The following is a 16,579-nucleotide window of genomic DNA, read 5'->3' on the forward strand; positions in this document are numbered from 1 at the left end:
TCTTAAGCCAGACGCGTCGCCAGCTGGCCGTTTAAATCTTTATGGATCTCACGCAGCAGTGCATCGGTAGTCTCCCAGCTGATGCAGGCATCCGTCACGGAGACGCCGTGCTTCATGGCACTGCGCGGTTGTTCAGATGACTGATTGCCTTCATGAATATTGCTCTCAATCATCAGACCGATAATCGAACGATTGCCATCTTTGATCTGTGCGACCACGGATTCCGCAACCGCAGGCTGGCGACGGTAATCTTTATTCGAGTTACCATGACTGCAATCTACCATCAGTGCCGGGCGCAGTCCCGCCTGCTCCATCTCTTTTTCACACTGGGCCACGTCCGCCGGGCTGTAGTTAGGGGCTTTACCGCCGCGCAGGATCACGTGGCCGTCCGGGTTACCCTGCGTTTGCAGGAGGCATACCTGGCCTGCCTGGTTGATACCGACGAAACGGTGCGGCATGGCGGCAGCGCGCATGGCATTAATCGCCGTCGCCAGGCTGCCATCGGTACCGTTTTTAAAGCCAACCGGCATCGACAGGCCAGACGCCATCTCGCGGTGGGTTTGCGATTCCGTGGTACGCGCGCCAATCGCGGACCAGCTGAACAGATCGCCCAGGTACTGCGGGCTGTTCGGATCCAGCGCTTCGGTTGCCAGCGGCAGCCCCATGCTGACCAGCTCCACCAGCAGGCGACGCGCAATCTTCAGGCCTGCTTCCACATCAAACGAGCCATCCATGTGTGGATCGTTAATCAACCCTTTCCAGCCGACGGTAGTACGTGGCTTCTCAAAATAGACGCGCATCACCAGATAGAGGCTATCGCTGACCTCCTCCGCTAATGCTTTAAATCGACGAGCGTACTCAATGGCGGTTTCAGGATCGTGAATGGAGCAAGGACCACACACCACCAGCAGGCGCGGATCGCGGCCGGCGATGATATTTGAGATGGTCTGACGCGAGTGCTCAATCTGAGCCTCCTGCGCGACGCTCAGCGGAAATTCTGCTTTCAGTTGATCCGGGGTAATTAAAACCTGTTCGTCAGTGATATGTACGTTGTTCAGCGCGTCTTTTTGCATGATGGCGATCCTGTAAAGCTTGTTTGCGATAGTTGTTTTCCTCAATGAGGTGAAACCACGATACCATAAAAAGTAAACATTTCAATCCAAAATACGTACACATTACTTTACACAAGCCAATTTATTGCAAAAATCAGCCGTCAAAAACGTAAAGTTTAAATTACAGACATATATTCTTAAGCCAGGCTATGCTGAAGAAAAAAGGAGAATGGCTATGCGTTCAATTGCTCTCATGCTGTTGTCGCTGTTTTTAACGGGCTGCCAGATCAATCCTTATACCTTCCAGCCCGACTGGACCAGTCCCTCCTGGTTTGATGCAGGTAAAGAAGACGCCATGAATGGCCTGCCGGTTAAAGATAACCAGACCCTGGCCGATAGTTTTAACGACACCCACGTTGATCGTGGTGAATATCTTCGCGGCTACGCTGACGGCCAAAAGAAAGTCTGCGAAGAAGGGTTTATTCATGCCTGGGGATTAGCGGGCAAATCTTTCCCTGCCAGTTGCGATACTGCCGAAAACGCGGCAAAACTGCGTGCGTCATGGCAGGAAGGGATGGATGAAAGTATGCGTTCCAGCAGACTTAATTAAGTCTATTTTTATCCACCGAAAAATAAACAACTGTAGGATTTAGCTTAGGTTGGCCTGATGCTATTTCTGACATAATGACGGCTCTGATAAACAATGGTATTCTGCCCGCAACTCTCAAGGACATCTATTTCCGGAGCGATGTGGCGGATTCTGGTGAGAAATTTATTCTTGATCTCTTTTTTCCGACTCACTCTGGTGTTAATGCTGTTCCTTATGGTGGGCCCTGCGGCGGCAGGCACGCTTACGGAAACGGATAAATCGGTACGCTCGATTGTCTCAGGCATTGTGAGCTATACGCGATGGCCGTCACTTTCCGGGCAGCCTAAACTTTGCGTCTATGCCACTTCACACTATACGCACGCGCTCAGCGGCGACGAAGGGCAAAACGAGTTACCCTATACTCCCGTTATTGTACGTAACGATCAGGAAGCCCTGGCCGCGACGTGTGATGCGATTTATTTCGGGTCTGAATCACCGGCAAAACAACTTGAATTAATAAGTCAATATCAGGGCAGAGCGTTGCTATTAATCTCAGAGCAAAATCCGGAATGTGTAATTGGCAGTGCCTTTTGCCTGATGATCGATCGCGGCCAGGTACGGTTTTCCGTCAACCTGGATGCGTTGACGCGCAGTGGCGTAAGAGTCAATCCGGATGTATTAATGCTGGCACGGAATAAGCAGCATGGATAAAGATTTCACTTCAACGCCACGTCCGACGTTTAAAAGAACGTTGAGGCGAAACAGCATGATAAGCGTCATTATCACAATGACGTTAATATGGCTGTTGCTCTGTTTTGCTTCCGTCGTGACGTTAAAACAATATGCGCAAAAGAACCTCGAATTAACCGGCGCCACAATGAGCCACAGCCTGGAAGCTTCGCTGGTTTTCAACGACTCGCTGGCGGCCAACGAAACGCTTGCAGCCCTGGGCAAACAGGGGCAGTTTGCCGCGGCGGAGGTGATTAACGCGCATAAAAAGCGGTTTGCCTACTGGTCCTGGAACCCGGAAGATAACAACGACACGCTGGGCGCACTGGTCAGCCGCTGGCTTTTCCCCGTACCGGTTGCGCAGCCCATCATGCATAACGGCTTAAGGATCGGCGAAATCCGCCTTACCGCGCGTGACAGTTTGATCAGCCACTTCATCTGGACGTCGTTTGCCGTACTTACCGGCTGCATTCTCTTTGCCGCCGTCGTCGCGCTTATCATTACCCAGTCTTTGCATCGTGGGATGGTTATGGCCCTGCAGAACATTACCGACGTCGTGCATGATGTACGCACAAACCGCAACTTCTCCCGCCGGGTGAAAGACGGGCGTATCGAAGAGTTTCACCAGTTTGGCGAAGACTTCAACAGTCTTCTGGATGAAATGGAAGAGTGGCAGCTGAAACTCCAGGCGAAAAACGCCCAGCTGTTGCGGACCGCCATGCACGACCCGCTCACCGGTCTTGCCAACCGCGCAGCGTTTCGTAACAGCATTGCGGCCTTAATGAACGACCCTTCAGCCAGAACAAACTCGGCCCTGCTCTTCCTCGACGGAGATAACTTTAAGTTTATTAACGACACCTGGGGCCACGCGGCAGGAGACTGCGTGCTGATCGAAGTCGCCAGCAGGATGATGGAGTTTGGCGACAAACGTCATCAGTCTTACCGTCTTGGCGGTGACGAATTTGCCATGGTGCTGTACGGCGTTCACTCTGAGCTTGAGGTTCAACACATTTGTGCTGCGCTTTCGCAGCAGTTTATTCGTCCGTTTGTTCTTCATAACGGGCAAAAAGCATCGATGTCACTCAGCATTGGCTTTGCTCTGGCGTGGGAAAATGCTTCCGTGGAAGCATTACTGGAGAGGGCTGACCGCAATATGTACCAGGTTAAAAACCAGCGTACGAAAACAATAAGTTAGAAAGGATACACTATGTTAAAACGTTACTTCGCGCCGTTAGTACTGGCCTCACTGGTTCTGGCAGGCTGTCAGTCGCCGCCGGAAGGCAAATTCACTCCTGAGCAAATTGCGGCGATGAAGTCTTACGGTTTTAACGAACTGAACGGTGACTGGTCGCTTGGCATGTCGGACACCATCCTGTTTGATAAAAATGACGCCAGACTGCGTTCTGAGAGTGAAACGCAGATCCAGTCCATGGCCTCTCGCCTGGCGGAAACCGGCCTGACCCATGCGCGAATGGACGGTCACACGGATAACTACGGGGAAGAAAGCTACAACGAAGCGCTGTCGTTAAAACGCGCCAACGCCGTGGCCGATGCCTGGGCGAAGGGTGCAAATATCCCGCGCAGCAATCTCACCACGCGAGGATTAGGTCAAAAATACCCGGTGGCGAGCAACAGTACCCCGCAAGGGCGCGCTGAAAACCGCCGCGTCGCAGTGGTGATCAGCACGCCATAGGGTTATTTAGCGGATGATTCGGCGAGCGTCACCCTGGTTGCCGCTCGCCAGCGCAGCCAGTCCACCAGAATAAACAGCGCCAGACTCACGCCCATCACCGGCAGGGCCAGCCCCAGCAGTACGCTGATTATCAGCGTAACCCCTCTTCCCCATCCTGACAGCGCCAGCCAGCTCTGACAAAGCGTCTGTACCGGACTCACTGCCGATTGCGCAGGACGACGCATCCACCACATCCGGTATCCCCAGATAATGAGCACGCACAGGGCGAGGCCGAACGCCACGAGCAGCAGCTGATTCACTAGGCCGAATAAGATCCCCATATGGAAATCCACGCCCCAGCGGGTCAGTTTTGCCATTAACGGGAAATCCTCGAATCGGGTTCTGTCCAGGACCTGCATCGTATGGGGATCTACCGCAACGGCGTCCACCTGAGTCGGCCAGCTGCGATCGATTTCCGTTACGGTCCAGGCACGATCCATTGTTTTCGCCGGGCGGATCTCCAGCTTGCTGGCATCAATCCCCGCGTTACGCGCCGCGCTTAATACCCCGTCAAACTGCGTCAAATCCATCGCCATTTCCGGCATCATCATCCCACCGTGATGACCGCGATGTTCGGCATGTTCATCCATAACCTCATGTTGGCCGGATAGCGTCGTGTTCACCTGCGGGGTGAGCCAGTTCATCTCTGCACGCAGCTTATCCACGTTCCCGCCAGCCCACTGGGACCAGGTCAGGCCGGTTGCGGAGAACAGCAGCATTCCACCCAGCAGAACCCAGCCCAGCGTCACGTGCACCCGACGCCGGTTCTGGAAGCGATTGTTGATCCGCCGTTTGGGTCGGGTATAAAACCACAGGGCAATACCGCCCAGCGCGGCAACCCACATCCAGGAGGCTGCAAGCTCGCTGTAGAGCCTCCCCACGTCGCCCAACATCAGAGAGGTGTGGAGGTAATCAATGGTCTGACGCAGCGGTAAAATCCCGCTGGTGCCGTATACCGTCATATCTCCCAGTACCGTCAGGCTTACCGGATCCACGAAGATAGCGCGGTTCTCCGATGACCCAAGTTTCGGGTCAGCGAACATCACGCGGGTGGTTTCGCCTTCAGCCAGCCCCGGACGAACGGCGTGCAAACGTAAATCTGAACCAACGGTTTTTTCCGCCACGGCGATTTGTTCGGCCAGAGGCTGCGGCTCGCCCACGGAATCCGCGTGGAGCGCGTGTCGGTAGAGCGCATTCTCCAGCTGCGGGGTCGCCACATACAGCGTCCCGGTCAGCGCGGCGAAGAAGATAAACGGGCCGACAAACAGCCCAACGTAGAAATGAAGGCGACGCAGCAGGTTTCCCCATGCCGCGCGCGAGGTGCAGGTAGTCATACTTTTCCTTTTTAAGGCAAAAAGTTATCGATTTTGTTTTTAAAGGGAAAAAGCAGACTGCCGCGGCGGCGCGCGGGTATCCGGGTAAAGCCAGGGGAAGAAGTGCCAGTGGTTGACCGCCTGACGCGGCGGCTTAACGCGAAGCCTCTGCAGCACCACACTGAGCAAGACGATCAGCGCCAGCATCACGCCAGGGACATGCGCTAACAGCACGCAGTAGCCACAGGCTTCCGCATGGTCGACAGGCATCGAGTGCGGCATATCGCCGTGATGCTCGTCCATCGACATCATGCTCATGTCATGATGCATGCCCGGCATGGCGCTCATGGGATCTTTCTGCAACGAGACGGAGATCAGCGGCGCCACCACGATCAGCAGGATCGCAAACAGCGCGATCAATGCCGCTGCGCGTTTCCGGTCAGGCTGATGCAGTACGTTATCCACTTCCCCTCCACTCAAGAGGCAAGCATTGTAAATGATTTATGACGAAAGGGTTAACTCGAGAGGTGCGATGGGATAAAAAAAGGGCCAGCCTTTCGGCCAGCCCTTTCTAACAGGATGTCGCTTAAGCGAATCTTAGTTCAGACGCTCTTTAATACGAGCAGACTTACCAGTACGCTCACGCAGGTAGTACAGTTTAGCTTTACGTACAGCACCACGACGTTTAACAGCAATGCTGTCAACTACCGGAGAGTGAGTCTGGAAGACACGCTCAACGCCTTCGCCGTTGGAAATTTTACGAACAGTGAATGCAGAGTGCAGACCGCGGTTACGAATAGCGATAACCACGCCCTCGAATGCCTGCAGACGTTTTTTGGAACCTTCAACAACCCATACTTTCACTTCCACGGTGTCACCTGGACGGAAGGAAGGTACGTCCTGCTTCATCTGCTCTTGTTCAAGTTGCTTAATAATGTTGCTCATAATTTAATCTCTTATCCTGGGTAAACTGATATTCGGGAGCGTATTACGCATTCCCATCATGTTCATGCTGCTGGTGCGCGTGTTCAGTTTTGAACTCGGCCAGCAACTTTGCTTGCTCTTCAGTCAGAGCCAGGTTTTCCAGAAGTTCAGGTCTTCTAAGCCAGGTTCGGCCCAGCGACTGTTTCAAACGCCAGCGACGTATCTCGGCATGGTTTCCAGACAGTAACACTGCCGGAACTTCCATCCCTTCTAACACTTCAGGACGAGTATAGTGTGGACAGTCCAGCAACCCGTCGGCAAAGGAATCTTCCGTTGCCGAAGCTTCATGGCCCAGAACACCCGGAATAAACCGGGCGACGGAGTCAATCAGCGTCATTGCCGGTAACTCACCACCGCTGAGAACGTAATCGCCGATAGACCATTCTTCGTCAATCTCGGTTTGAATTACGCGCTCATCTATCCCTTCGTAGCGCCCACAGACCAGAATCAGCTTTTGATTCGTCGCCAGTTCGCTCACGCCCGCTTGATCAAGCTTGCGTCCCTGAGGTGACAGATAAATCACCTTTGCGCCTTCACCTGCCGCGGCTTTTGCTGTGTGAATGGCGTCCCGTAAGGGTTGCACCATCATTAGCATCCCCGGTCCGCCGCCGTAAGGACGATCGTCCACGGTACGGTGCCGGTCATGAGTAAAGTCACGAGGACTCCAGCTCTGGATGCTCAGCAGGCCATTCTTTACTGCCCGGCCAGTTACCCCGTAATCGGTAATCGCGCGGAACATTTCAGGAAACAGGCTAATTATGCCAATCCACATAGCGCCGTCTTTTACCGTTTATCCGGAGAATTTAAAAACCAGGATCCCAATCTACTTCAATGGTTTGAGTAGTGAGATCGACTTTCTTGATAACCTGTCCATCGAGGAACGGGACCAACCGCTCCTTGATGCCAAATGCATCTTTCAGGTTTGCCTTAATGACGAGAACGTCATTTGACCCGGTTTCCATCATATCGATGACTTTCCCCAGGCTGTAGCCTTCAGTAGTGACCACCTGGCAACCCATAAGGTCTTTCCAGTAGTAGTCGCCCTCTTCCAGCTTTGGCAACTGCGACGAATCCACGACAATTTCACAATTAGTCAGCGCATTCGCGGCATCACGATCGTCAACGCCTTTCAGCTTGATGATGATGTCCTGATTGTGGTGACGCCAGCTTTCCAGCTCGACCTCTTCCCACTTACCGCCTTTCTGGATGAACCAGGGCTGGTAATCAAAAATGCTATCAGCGTCTTCAGTGGAGGAAAACACTCTGAGCCAACCACGGATACCGTAGCAAGAACCCATTTTTCCCAATACGATCGGTTCAACAGGTGCTTTACTGCTCATCATGACCACCGTGACAGATTAAGCTGCTTTGTTTGCTGCTTTGATCAGCGTAGCAACGCGATCGGAAACAGTAGCGCCCTGGCCAACCCAGTGAGCGATACGATCCAGATCCAGACGAGTTTCTTCTTCTGCGCCAGCGGCCAGTGGGTTGAAGAAACCAACGCGCTCGATGAAGCGACCGTTGCGTGCATTACGGCTGTCAGTCACAACAACCTGGTAGAACGGACGCTTTTTAGCGCCGTGACGTGCTAAACGAATAGTTACCATAACATCCTCTTGTGTGAATAAAACAACCGGGCCCCATCGAGGAACGGAGCCCGGGTGTCATATTAAAAGCCCGAAAATTTTACTCATTTTCGGGCAAAAAGCAATCTCAAAAGCGATTAACGCCCTGGAAAACCGGGAGGCATCATCCCTTTCATCCCGCGCATCATCTTCGCCATGCCGCCTTTCTTCATTTTCTTCATCATGCGCTGCATGTCGTCGAACTGTTTCAGAAGGCGGTTAACGTCCTGCACCTGCATGCCGCAACCGGCTGCGATACGGCGTTTACGGGAACCTTTGATGATGTCCGGGTTAGCGCGCTCTTTCAGCGTCATCGAATTGATGATCGCCTCCATACGCACCAGCACCTTGTCATCCATCTGCGCTTTCACGTTGTCAGGGATCTGGCCCATGCCCGGCAGTTTGCCCATCAGGCTGGCCATGCCGCCCATGTTTTTCATCTGACGCAGCTGCTCAAGGAAGTCGGTGAGATCGAAACCGTCGCCTTTTTTCAGCTTGCTGGCGAGTTTCTCAGCCTGCGCGCGGTCAACCTTGCTCTCAATATCTTCGATCAGCGACAGCACGTCGCCCATGCCGAGGATACGGGAGGCAATACGGTCCGGGTGGAACGGCTCGAGCGCTTCAGTTTTCTCGCCCACGCCGAGGAATTTGATCGGCTTGCCGGTGATGTGGCGAATCGAGAGGGCCGCACCGCCGCGGGCGTCACCGTCCACTTTGGTCAGCACGACGCCGGTTAACGGCAGCGCTTCATTAAACGCTTTCGCGGTATTCGCCGCATCCTGACCGGTCATGGCGTCGACAACAAACAGGGTCTCTACCGGGTTGATAGAGGCGTGCACCTGCTTGATCTCGTCCATCATCGCTTCGTCAACGTGCAGACGACCGGCGGTATCCACCAGCAGCACGTCGTAGAATTTCAGCTTCGCCTCTTTCAGCGCGGCGTTAACGATGTCGACAGGCTTCTGCGCCACGTCGGACGGGAAGAAATCCACGCCAACCTGCTCGGCCAGAGTTTCCAGCTGCTTGATCGCCGCCGGGCGATAGACGTCCGCAGAGACCACCAGCACTTTCTTCTTGTGCTTTTCGCGCAGGAATTTACCCAGCTTACCGACGCTGGTGGTTTTACCCGCACCCTGCAGGCCCGCCATCAGCACCACGGCCGGAGGCTGAGCGGCCAGGTTAAGCACCTGGTTCTCTTCACCCATCGCCGAAACCAGTTCATTACGAACGATTTTGACGAACTCCTGACCCGGGGTCAGGCTCTTGTTAACTTCATGACCAACCGCCTTCTCTTTTACGCGGTTGATAAAATCACGAACAACCGGCAACGCGACGTCTGCTTCCAGCAGCGCCATGCGCACTTCGCGCAGCGTTTCCTTGATGTTCTCTTCAGTAAGGCGTCCGCGGCCGCTGATGTTGCGCAGCGTGCGCGACAAACGATCGGTTAAATTATCAAACATTGTCTCTCGCCTGAGTAGAAACGTTGGGTCGCATTGAGCGACACATACACAGAATTTTGCCGGAGTATAACATGAAGGCGCCTTTGTTGTTATGCAACGGTTGGAGCAGGCGTCACGTAACGTTATACTGCTTCTCTTTCTTATTAAGACAACTGTCGATGCCTATATGCCTGTTTTCGCACTGATCGCCCTTGTTGCCTACTCTGTCAGCCTCGCGCTGATTATTCCCGGACTGCTGCAAAAAAACAGCGGCTGGCGGCGCATGGCTATTCTTTCGGCGGTGATCGCACTGATTAGCCACGCCTTTGCGCTGGAATCACGCATCATCCCCGGTGACGGCAGCGTGCAAAACCTGAGCGTCCTCAACGTCGGCTCGCTGGTCAGCCTGATGATCTGTACGGTAATGACCATCGTCGCGTCTAAAAATCGCGGCTGGCTGCTGCTGCCAATTGTCTACACCTTCGCGCTGATCAATCTGGCCCTCGCCACCTTTATGCCTAATGAGTTCATTACGCATCTGGAGGCGACGCCGGGGATGCTGGTGCATATCGGCCTGTCGCTCTTTGCCTACGCGACGCTGATTATCGCCGCGCTTTACGCCATGCAGCTCGCCTGGATTGACTACCAGCTGAAAAACAAAAAGCTGGCCTTTAACCATGAAATGCCGCCGCTGATGGTCATTGAGCGTAAGATGTTCCACATCACCCAGGTGGGGGTGGTGCTGCTGACGCTCACGCTCTGCACGGGGCTGTTTTACATGAAGAACCTGTTCAGCGTGGAGAATATCGATAAAGCGGTGCTCTCCATCATCGCGTGGTTTGTCTATATTGTCCTGTTATGGGGCCATTATCATGAAGGCTGGCGCGGTCGTCGCGTGGTCTGGTTCAACGTCGCGGGTGCGGGCATTCTCACCCTTGCCTATTTTGGCAGCCGCTTCATACAGCAATTTGCTGGCTAAGATACAAAGGAGTTCCCCCTGGAACACATCTCTACCACCACGCTGATCGTTATCCTGATCGTCATGGTGGTCATCTCCGCCTATTTCTCCGGCTCGGAAACCGGCATGATGACCTTAAACCGCTACCGGTTACGTCATCGTGCTAAACAGGGTAACCGTGCCGCACGTCGCGTTGAAAAGCTGCTCCGCAAGCCGGATCGCCTGATAAGCCTGGTGCTCATCGGCAACAACCTCGTCAACATTCTGGCCTCTGCCCTCGGCACCATCGTCGGGATGCGCCTCTACGGCAACGCCGGGGTAGCGATTGCCACCGGCGTGCTGACGTTCGTGGTGCTGGTGTTTGCCGAAGTGCTGCCGAAAACCATCGCCGCGCTTTACCCTGAGAAAGTTGCCTACCCGAGCAGCTTCCTGCTGGCGCCGCTGCTGATCCTGATGATGCCGCTGGTCTGGCTGCTGAACATGGTGACGCGCGTCCTGATGCGGATGGTGGGAATCAAAGCCGACGTCACCATCAGCAGCGCACTCAGCAAAGAGGAGCTGCGCACCATTGTGAATGAATCCCGCTCGCAGATCTCCCGGCGCAATCAGGACATGCTCCTGTCGGTGCTGGATCTGGAAAAGGTGAGCGTGAACGACATCATGGTGCCGCGTAACGAAATCGTCGGTATCGACATCAATGACGACTGGAAAGCCATCGTTCGCCAGCTGACGCACTCCCCGCACGGGCGCATTGTGCTCTATCGTGATTCACTGGATGACGCTATCAGCATGCTCCGCGTGCGCGAAGCGTACCGTCTGATGACCGAGAAAAAAGAGTTCACCAAAGAGGTGATGCTGCGCGCCGCCGACGAAATTTACTACGTGCCGGAAGGAACGCCGCTCAGCACGCAGCTGGTAAAATTCCAGCGAAACAAGAAGAAGGTCGGCCTGGTGGTCAACGAGTACGGCGATATCCAGGGGCTGGTGACGGTCGAAGATATTCTGGAAGAGATTGTCGGGGACTTTACTACCTCAATGTCGCCCTCCCTCGCGGAAGAGGTCACCCCGCAAAACGATGGCTCGGTGCTGATTGACGGCAGCGCAAACATTCGTGAACTCAACAAAGCCTTTAACTGGCATTTACCGGAAGATGAGGCTCGCACCATTAACGGGATGATTCTGGAAGCGCTGGAAGAGATACCGGCAGCGGGCACGCGGGTGCGCATTGAACAGTACGATATTGATATCCTGGACGTGCAGGACAATATGATCAAGCAGGTGAAAGTCCTGCCCGTAAAACCCCTGCGCGAAAGTATCGCGGAGTAAGGTTGTAGGCCGGGTAAGGCGAACGCCGCTACCCGGCACTACGGATTGCGAATTACGCTTTCGCTTTCGCCACGGTCACCATCGCCGCGCGAATGGTACGGCCGTTCAGGGTGTAACCTTTCTGCATTACGCCCAGTACCTTACCGGCTTCAATCTCTTCAGATTCAACCATCGCAATCGCCTGGTGAACGTTTGGATCCAGCGGAACGTCGGTATCGGCAATCACTTCCACGCCAAACTTACGCACCACGTCGAGCATGGATTTCAGCGTCAGTTCGATGCCTTCGATCATTGCCGCGTTGTCCGGATTCGCTTTGTCAGCCACTTCCAGCGCGCGATCGAGGCTATCGATCACCGGCAGCAGTTCGTTGACGAATTTCTCCAGCGCGAACTTGTGCGCCTTCTCAACGTCCTGCTCGGTACGACGACGCAGGTTTTCCATTTCCGCCTTGATGCGCAGAACACTCTCGCGTTCGCGATTCTGTGCTTCTACCAGTTGGGCTTCCAGATTCGCAATTTTTTCATCGCGCGGGTCCACCTGCTCAGCAGATGCGTCTGGCTCTACAGCCTCAACTTCATCGTGCTGTTCCGTGATAATTTCTTCAGGGGCTTGCCCCTCAGGCGTTTTCTGTTCTTTACTACTCATGAATTTCTCCGCGTTTTTCTGCATTCATCTCGCTAACTTCGCTTATTATGGGGATCAGTTTCCTGGATTCAAGGGAACAAGACAGATTGTCATCATTCATCAGGCACAAGGACCTCCAGAAAATGAATAATCATTTCAGGTGTATTGGGATCGTCGGGCATCCGCGTCACCCTACCGCACTAACGACACATGAAATGTTGTATCGCTGGTTGTGTAGCAAAGGCTATGAAGTGATGGTCGAGCAGCAGATTGCCCAGGAGCTGCAGCTGAAGAGCGTCAAAACCGGCACGCTGGCGGAAATTGGCCAACAGGCCGATCTCGCCGTGGTGGTGGGCGGCGACGGCAACATGCTAGGCGCGGCGCGCACGCTGGCGCGTTATGACATCAAGGTCATCGGCATCAACCGTGGCAATCTCGGTTTTTTAACCGATCTCGACCCGGACAATGCCCAGCAGCAGCTGGCCGACGTGCTGGAAGGTCACTATATCAGTGAAAAACGCTTTTTACTGGAGGCACAGGTGTGCCAGCAGGACTGTCAGAAGCGCATCAGCACCGCGATTAACGAGGTGGTTCTTCACCCCGGAAAAGTGGCGCACATGATCGAGTTTGAAGTCTATATCGACGAAATCTTTGCCTTCTCCCAGCGTTCCGACGGGCTGATTATCTCGACACCGACCGGCTCAACCGCCTACTCGCTGTCTGCCGGCGGCCCGATTCTGACCCCCTCTCTGGACGCCATTACCCTGGTGCCGATGTTCCCGCACACGCTCTCCGCCCGCCCGCTGGTCATCAACGGCGACAGCACGATTCGTCTGCGCTTCTCGCACCGCCGTAACGACCTGGAGATCAGCTGCGACAGCCAGATAGCGCTGCCAATTCAGGAAGGTGAAGATGTGCTTATTCGCAGGTGTGATTACCACCTGAACTTGATTCATCCGAAAGATTACAGCTATTTCAACACATTAAGCTCAAAGCTAGGCTGGTCAAAAAAATTGTTCTGATTTTGCATCCAGGACTTTACTGTATATAAAACCAGTTTATACTGTATGAAAACACAGTTATGGTTTTTCATACAGGAAAACAATTATGCTGGCACAACTGACCATCAGCAACTTTGCCATTGTTCGTGAGCTTGAGATCGATTTCCACAGCGGCATGACGGCGATCACCGGGGAAACCGGTGCAGGTAAATCCATTGCCATTGATGCCCTCGGCTTGTGCCTTGGCGGCCGCGCCGAGGGGGACATGGTGCGCATGGGCGCAAACCGTGCCGACCTGTGCGCCCGCTTCTCCCTGAAAGACACCCCTGCCGCCCAGCGCTGGCTGGAACAGAACCAGCTTGAAGATGGACGTGAGTGTTTACTTCGCCGCGTGATCAGCAGCGACGGTCGCTCCCGCGGCTTTATCAACGGCACGGCGGTCCCGCTCTCCCAGCTTCGTGAACTCGGCCAGCTGCTTATTCAGATCCACGGTCAGCACGCGCATCAGCAACTCGTCAAACCCGAACAGCAGAAAGCGCTGCTGGATGGCTATGCGGGTGAGTACGCGCTTACTCAGCTTATGGCCGAGCACTATCGCCAGTGGCATCAGAGCTGCCGCGAGCTCGCTCAGCACCAGCAGCAAAGCCAGGAGCGTGCCGCCCGCGCGGAGCTGCTGGAATACCAGCTCAAAGAGCTGAATGAATTTAACCCGCAGGCGGGTGAGTTTGAGCAAATCGACGAAGAGTACAAACGCCTGGCGAACAGCGGGCATCTGCTCTCAACCAGTCAGAATGCGCTCAACCTTCTGGCCGATGGCGAAGACGTGAACCTGCAGAGCCAGCTGTATAACGTCCGCCAGCTGCTTACCGAACTGGTCGGCATGGACAGCAAACTTTCTGGCGTCCTGGATATGCTGGAAGAGGCAGCCATTCAGATCTCTGAAGCCGGTGATGAACTGCGCCACTACTGTGAGCGTCTGGATCTCGACCCGAACCGTCTGTTTGAGCTGGAACAGCGTATCTCCCGTCAGATCTCGCTGGCGCGCAAGCACCACGTTACGCCGGAAGAACTCCCGGGTTACTATCAGTCTCTGCTGGAAGAACAGCAGCAGCTTGACGATCAGGCTGACTCGCTGGAAACCCTCTCCCTGGCGGTGAGCCTGCACCATGAACAGGCGCTGGCCACAGCGCAAAAGCTGCATGAAATCCGTCAGCACTATGCTCAGGAGTTAAGCCAGCACATTACCGACAGCATGCACACGCTGGCGATGCCGCACGGCGTCTTCACCATTGACGTTCGCTTTGAAGAGAATCACCTGACGGCGGAAGGTGCGGATCGCATCGAATTCCGCGTCACCACCAACCCGGGGCAGCCGTTGCAGGCGATTTCCAAAGTGGCCTCCGGCGGTGAACTGTCGCGTATTGCGCTGGCGATTCAGGTGATCACCGCGCGTAAAATGGACACCCCGGCGCTGATTTTCGATGAAGTGGATGTCGGCATCAGCGGCCCGACGGCGGCGGTGGTGGGTAAACTGCTGCGCCAGCTCGGCGAATCAACGCAGGTGATGTGTGTCACCCACCTGCCGCAGGTTGCGGGCTGCGGTCATCATCACTTTATCGTCAGCAAAGAAACCGACGGTGAAATGACCGAAACGCACATGAAGCCGCTGGATAAACGTGCTCGCCTGCAGGAGCTGGCACGCCTGCTCGGCGGCAGCGAAGTCACGCGCAATACGCTTGCGAACGCGAAAGAACTGCTGGCGGCATAAACTTTTTCGGGATCTCAGGGTCATACAGAACAACAAAAACGCCGCCAGACCGGTTTCAAAGTGGGGCAAGGTCTATTATCATCGGCATATTACATATGAGCCGCGTTCTGCTCGGGCCCGAAAAGGAATCAAATCACTATGCGTTGTAAAATGCTGACCGCTGCCGCAGCGGTTCTTCTGATGTTGACCGCAGGCTGTTCCACTCTGGAGAAAGTGGTTTACCGTCCTGACATCAACCAGGGGAACTACCTTACCCCTAACGATGTGTCCAAAATCCGCGTGGGGATGACACAACAGCAGGTCGCTTATGCACTGGGAACCCCGATGATGTCCGATCCGTTTGGCACTAACACCTGGTTCTATGTATTCCGCCAGAAGCCGGGCCATGAAGATGCGACCCAGCAGACCCTGACGCTGACCTTCAGCAGCGCCGGTGTGTTGACCAACATCGACAACAAGCCTGCCCTGACCAAATAATCCGGTGTCAGAAATGCAAAAAGGTGCTCATTGAGCACCTTTTTTGTTTTGTGTTGATCCCCTCGCCGCTTTGGGGAGAGGGTAAGGGGAAGAAAGCGCTACTTGCTGGCCTTCTCCGCACGCTGACGACGCAACTCTTTCGGGTCGGCAATCAGCGGACGATAAATCTCCACCCGGTCGCCCTCTTTCAGCACATCGCCCAGCTTCACCGGACGGCTGTAAATCCCGACCTTATTCTTCGCCAAGTCGATATCGCTGCGAAGCTCTAGGATGCCGGAAGCACGGATGGCCGCCTCAACGGTCGCCCCCTCTTCCAGCGTCACGCGCTGCAGATACTGCTTCTCCGGCAGCGCGTAAACCACTTCCACAGCAATCTTATGCGACACTGTAAACCTCTTTGGCGCGGGTGGTGAACGCCTGAACCATATTCGATGCCAGCTCTTTAAAGATGCGGCCAAACGCCAGCTCAATCAGCTTATTGGTGAACTCGAAGTCCAGATGGAACTCAATGCGGCAGGCGTCAGCGCTCAGCGGCGTAAACTTCCAGCCCCCCATCAGGGTCTTAAACGGACCATCCACCAGATGCATCAAAATACTCTGATTGCTCGTCAGCGTATTACGGGTGGTGAACGTCTTGCTGATCCCCGCTTTGGAGACATCCACCGCCGCGGTCATCTGCGTCGGGCCAGACTCCAGAACGCGGCTCCCGGTGCATCCCGGAATAAACTCTGGATAAGACTGAACGTCGTTCACTAACTGATACATTTGTTCCGCGCTGTAAGGCACAAGCGCAGTACGGCTAATCTGAGGCATAGCATTTCCCATGGTCACACAACGGACAAATAATAACATTTATCACCTGTTAAAAAAACGCTAAGCCTCATCTCGTGCTAAGATAGCGCGTTAGACCTCACAGGACGCAATGAGGTGACTTTTTGAAATCAGATTACCGACGGCTTTA

General features: G+C 54.4%; 20 protein-coding genes. 9 read left to right on the forward strand and 11 right to left on the reverse strand.

The annotated features are described in order from the left end of the window. Positions 1-2: 2 nt before the first annotated feature. On the reverse strand, positions 3-1,073 hold the full coding sequence (aroF, locus tag ELK40_RS17255; protein WP_111964897.1) for a 3-deoxy-7-phosphoheptulonate synthase AroF: 1,071 nt from the start codon (positions 1,071-1,073) through the stop codon (positions 3-5). Positions 1,074-1,287: 214 nt separating this feature from the next. Between aroF and ELK40_RS17260 the strand changes: the two genes are divergently transcribed. The 4 genes from ELK40_RS17260 to ELK40_RS17275 all read left to right on the forward strand — a co-directional run bounded on the left by ELK40_RS17260 (position 1,288) and on the right by ELK40_RS17275 (position 4,063). Beyond that, positions 1,288-1,662: a DUF2799 domain-containing protein gene (locus ELK40_RS17260; RefSeq protein WP_127732001.1), complete on the forward strand. Its 375-nt coding sequence runs from the start codon at positions 1,288-1,290 to the stop codon at positions 1,660-1,662. Between the two features lie 138 nt (positions 1,663-1,800). Then, positions 1,801-2,352: a YfiR family protein gene (locus ELK40_RS17265; RefSeq protein ID WP_244599391.1), complete on the forward strand. Its 552-nt coding sequence runs from the start codon at positions 1,801-1,803 to the stop codon at positions 2,350-2,352. Continuing rightward, positions 2,345-3,565 carry a diguanylate cyclase DgcN gene (gene dgcN, locus ELK40_RS17270; RefSeq protein ID WP_127732005.1) on the forward strand — a complete coding sequence of 407 codons (1,221 nt, stop codon included), beginning with the start codon at positions 2,345-2,347 and terminating at the stop codon, positions 3,563-3,565. Before ELK40_RS17265 ends, dgcN begins: the two co-directional genes overlap by 8 nt. Before the next feature lie 12 nt (positions 3,566-3,577). Continuing rightward, a complete protein-coding gene (locus tag ELK40_RS17275) occupies positions 3,578-4,063 on the forward strand; it encodes an OmpA family protein (RefSeq protein ID WP_115876096.1) in 486 nt (161 codons plus the stop codon). Between the two features lie 2 nt (positions 4,064-4,065). Here the strand turns inward: ELK40_RS17275 and ELK40_RS17280 are convergent, their stop codons facing one another. The 7 genes from ELK40_RS17280 to ffh all read right to left on the reverse strand — a co-directional run bounded on the left by ELK40_RS17280 (position 4,066) and on the right by ffh (position 9,484). Next, positions 4,066-5,436 carry a PepSY-associated TM helix domain-containing protein gene (locus tag ELK40_RS17280; RefSeq protein ID WP_127732007.1) on the reverse strand — a complete coding sequence of 457 codons (1,371 nt, stop codon included), beginning with the start codon at positions 5,434-5,436 and terminating at the stop codon, positions 4,066-4,068. 39 nt (positions 5,437-5,475) lie between these two features. Then, entirely contained in the window at positions 5,476-5,880 is a 405-nt protein-coding gene (locus ELK40_RS17285; RefSeq protein WP_111964891.1) for a DUF2946 domain-containing protein, read from the reverse strand. A 132-nt stretch (positions 5,881-6,012) separates the two neighbouring features. Beyond that, complete coding sequence (rplS, locus tag ELK40_RS17290) at positions 6,013-6,360, reverse strand: 50S ribosomal protein L19 (RefSeq protein WP_002914145.1); 348 nt, start codon at positions 6,358-6,360, stop codon at positions 6,013-6,015. Between the two features lie 43 nt (positions 6,361-6,403). Continuing rightward, positions 6,404-7,171: a tRNA (guanosine(37)-N1)-methyltransferase TrmD gene (gene trmD / locus ELK40_RS17295; protein WP_014832949.1), complete on the reverse strand. Its 768-nt coding sequence runs from the start codon at positions 7,169-7,171 to the stop codon at positions 6,404-6,406. Between the two features lie 31 nt (positions 7,172-7,202). Next, entirely contained in the window at positions 7,203-7,742 is a 540-nt protein-coding gene (rimM, locus tag ELK40_RS17300) for a ribosome maturation factor RimM (RefSeq protein WP_164850638.1), read from the reverse strand. Positions 7,743-7,757: 15 nt separating this feature from the next. Further along, a complete protein-coding gene (gene rpsP, locus ELK40_RS17305; RefSeq protein WP_003863133.1) occupies positions 7,758-8,006 on the reverse strand; it encodes a 30S ribosomal protein S16 in 249 nt (82 codons plus the stop codon). Positions 8,007-8,122: 116 nt separating this feature from the next. After that, complete coding sequence (gene ffh / locus ELK40_RS17310; protein WP_014884878.1) at positions 8,123-9,484, reverse strand: signal recognition particle protein; 1,362 nt, start codon at positions 9,482-9,484, stop codon at positions 8,123-8,125. A 166-nt stretch (positions 9,485-9,650) separates the two neighbouring features. On the opposite strand from ffh, the gene ELK40_RS17315 reads away from it, so the two are divergent. After that, the gene (locus ELK40_RS17315) at positions 9,651-10,442 is read left to right on the forward strand and encodes an inner membrane protein YpjD (RefSeq protein WP_032623031.1); all 792 of its coding nucleotides are present in this window, start codon (positions 9,651-9,653) and stop codon (positions 10,440-10,442) included. 18 nt (positions 10,443-10,460) lie between these two features. After that, positions 10,461-11,747: an HlyC/CorC family transporter gene (locus tag ELK40_RS17320; protein WP_039263458.1), complete on the forward strand. Its 1,287-nt coding sequence runs from the start codon at positions 10,461-10,463 to the stop codon at positions 11,745-11,747. 52 nt (positions 11,748-11,799) lie between these two features. Here the strand turns inward: ELK40_RS17320 and grpE are convergent, their stop codons facing one another. Continuing rightward, the gene (grpE, locus tag ELK40_RS17325; protein ID WP_136195203.1) at positions 11,800-12,393 is read right to left on the reverse strand and encodes a nucleotide exchange factor GrpE; all 594 of its coding nucleotides are present in this window, start codon (positions 12,391-12,393) and stop codon (positions 11,800-11,802) included. Between the two features lie 122 nt (positions 12,394-12,515). Here grpE and nadK point away from each other — a divergent pair, with 122 nt between their 5' ends. From nadK to bamE, 3 genes are all read left to right on the forward strand, one after another. Beyond that, positions 12,516-13,394 carry an NAD(+) kinase gene (nadK, locus tag ELK40_RS17330; protein WP_008502500.1) on the forward strand — a complete coding sequence of 293 codons (879 nt, stop codon included), beginning with the start codon at positions 12,516-12,518 and terminating at the stop codon, positions 13,392-13,394. Positions 13,395-13,479: 85 nt separating this feature from the next. Beyond that, positions 13,480-15,141, forward strand: coding sequence for a DNA repair protein RecN (gene recN, locus ELK40_RS17335; protein WP_023616819.1), 1,662 nt, complete (start codon positions 13,480-13,482; stop codon positions 15,139-15,141). 138 nt (positions 15,142-15,279) lie between these two features. Next, positions 15,280-15,618, forward strand: a complete 339-nt coding sequence (bamE, locus tag ELK40_RS17345; protein ID WP_008502502.1) for an outer membrane protein assembly factor BamE — start codon at positions 15,280-15,282, stop codon at positions 15,616-15,618. 98 nt (positions 15,619-15,716) lie between these two features. Here the strand turns inward: bamE and ELK40_RS17350 are convergent, their stop codons facing one another. Together ELK40_RS17350 and ELK40_RS17355 are read right to left on the reverse strand one after the other, a co-directional pair. Further along, a complete protein-coding gene (locus ELK40_RS17350; RefSeq protein WP_008502503.1) occupies positions 15,717-16,004 on the reverse strand; it encodes an RnfH family protein in 288 nt (95 codons plus the stop codon). Beyond that, positions 15,994-16,431, reverse strand: coding sequence for a type II toxin-antitoxin system RatA family toxin (locus ELK40_RS17355; protein ID WP_014832955.1), 438 nt, complete (start codon positions 16,429-16,431; stop codon positions 15,994-15,996). Before ELK40_RS17355 ends, ELK40_RS17350 begins: the two co-directional genes overlap by 11 nt. Between the last annotated feature and the right edge of the window lie 148 nt (positions 16,432-16,579).

The organism is Enterobacter sp. N18-03635, assembly GCF_004006055.1.
Taxonomy (GTDB): Bacteria; Pseudomonadota; Gammaproteobacteria; order Enterobacterales; family Enterobacteriaceae; genus Enterobacter; species Enterobacter vonholyi.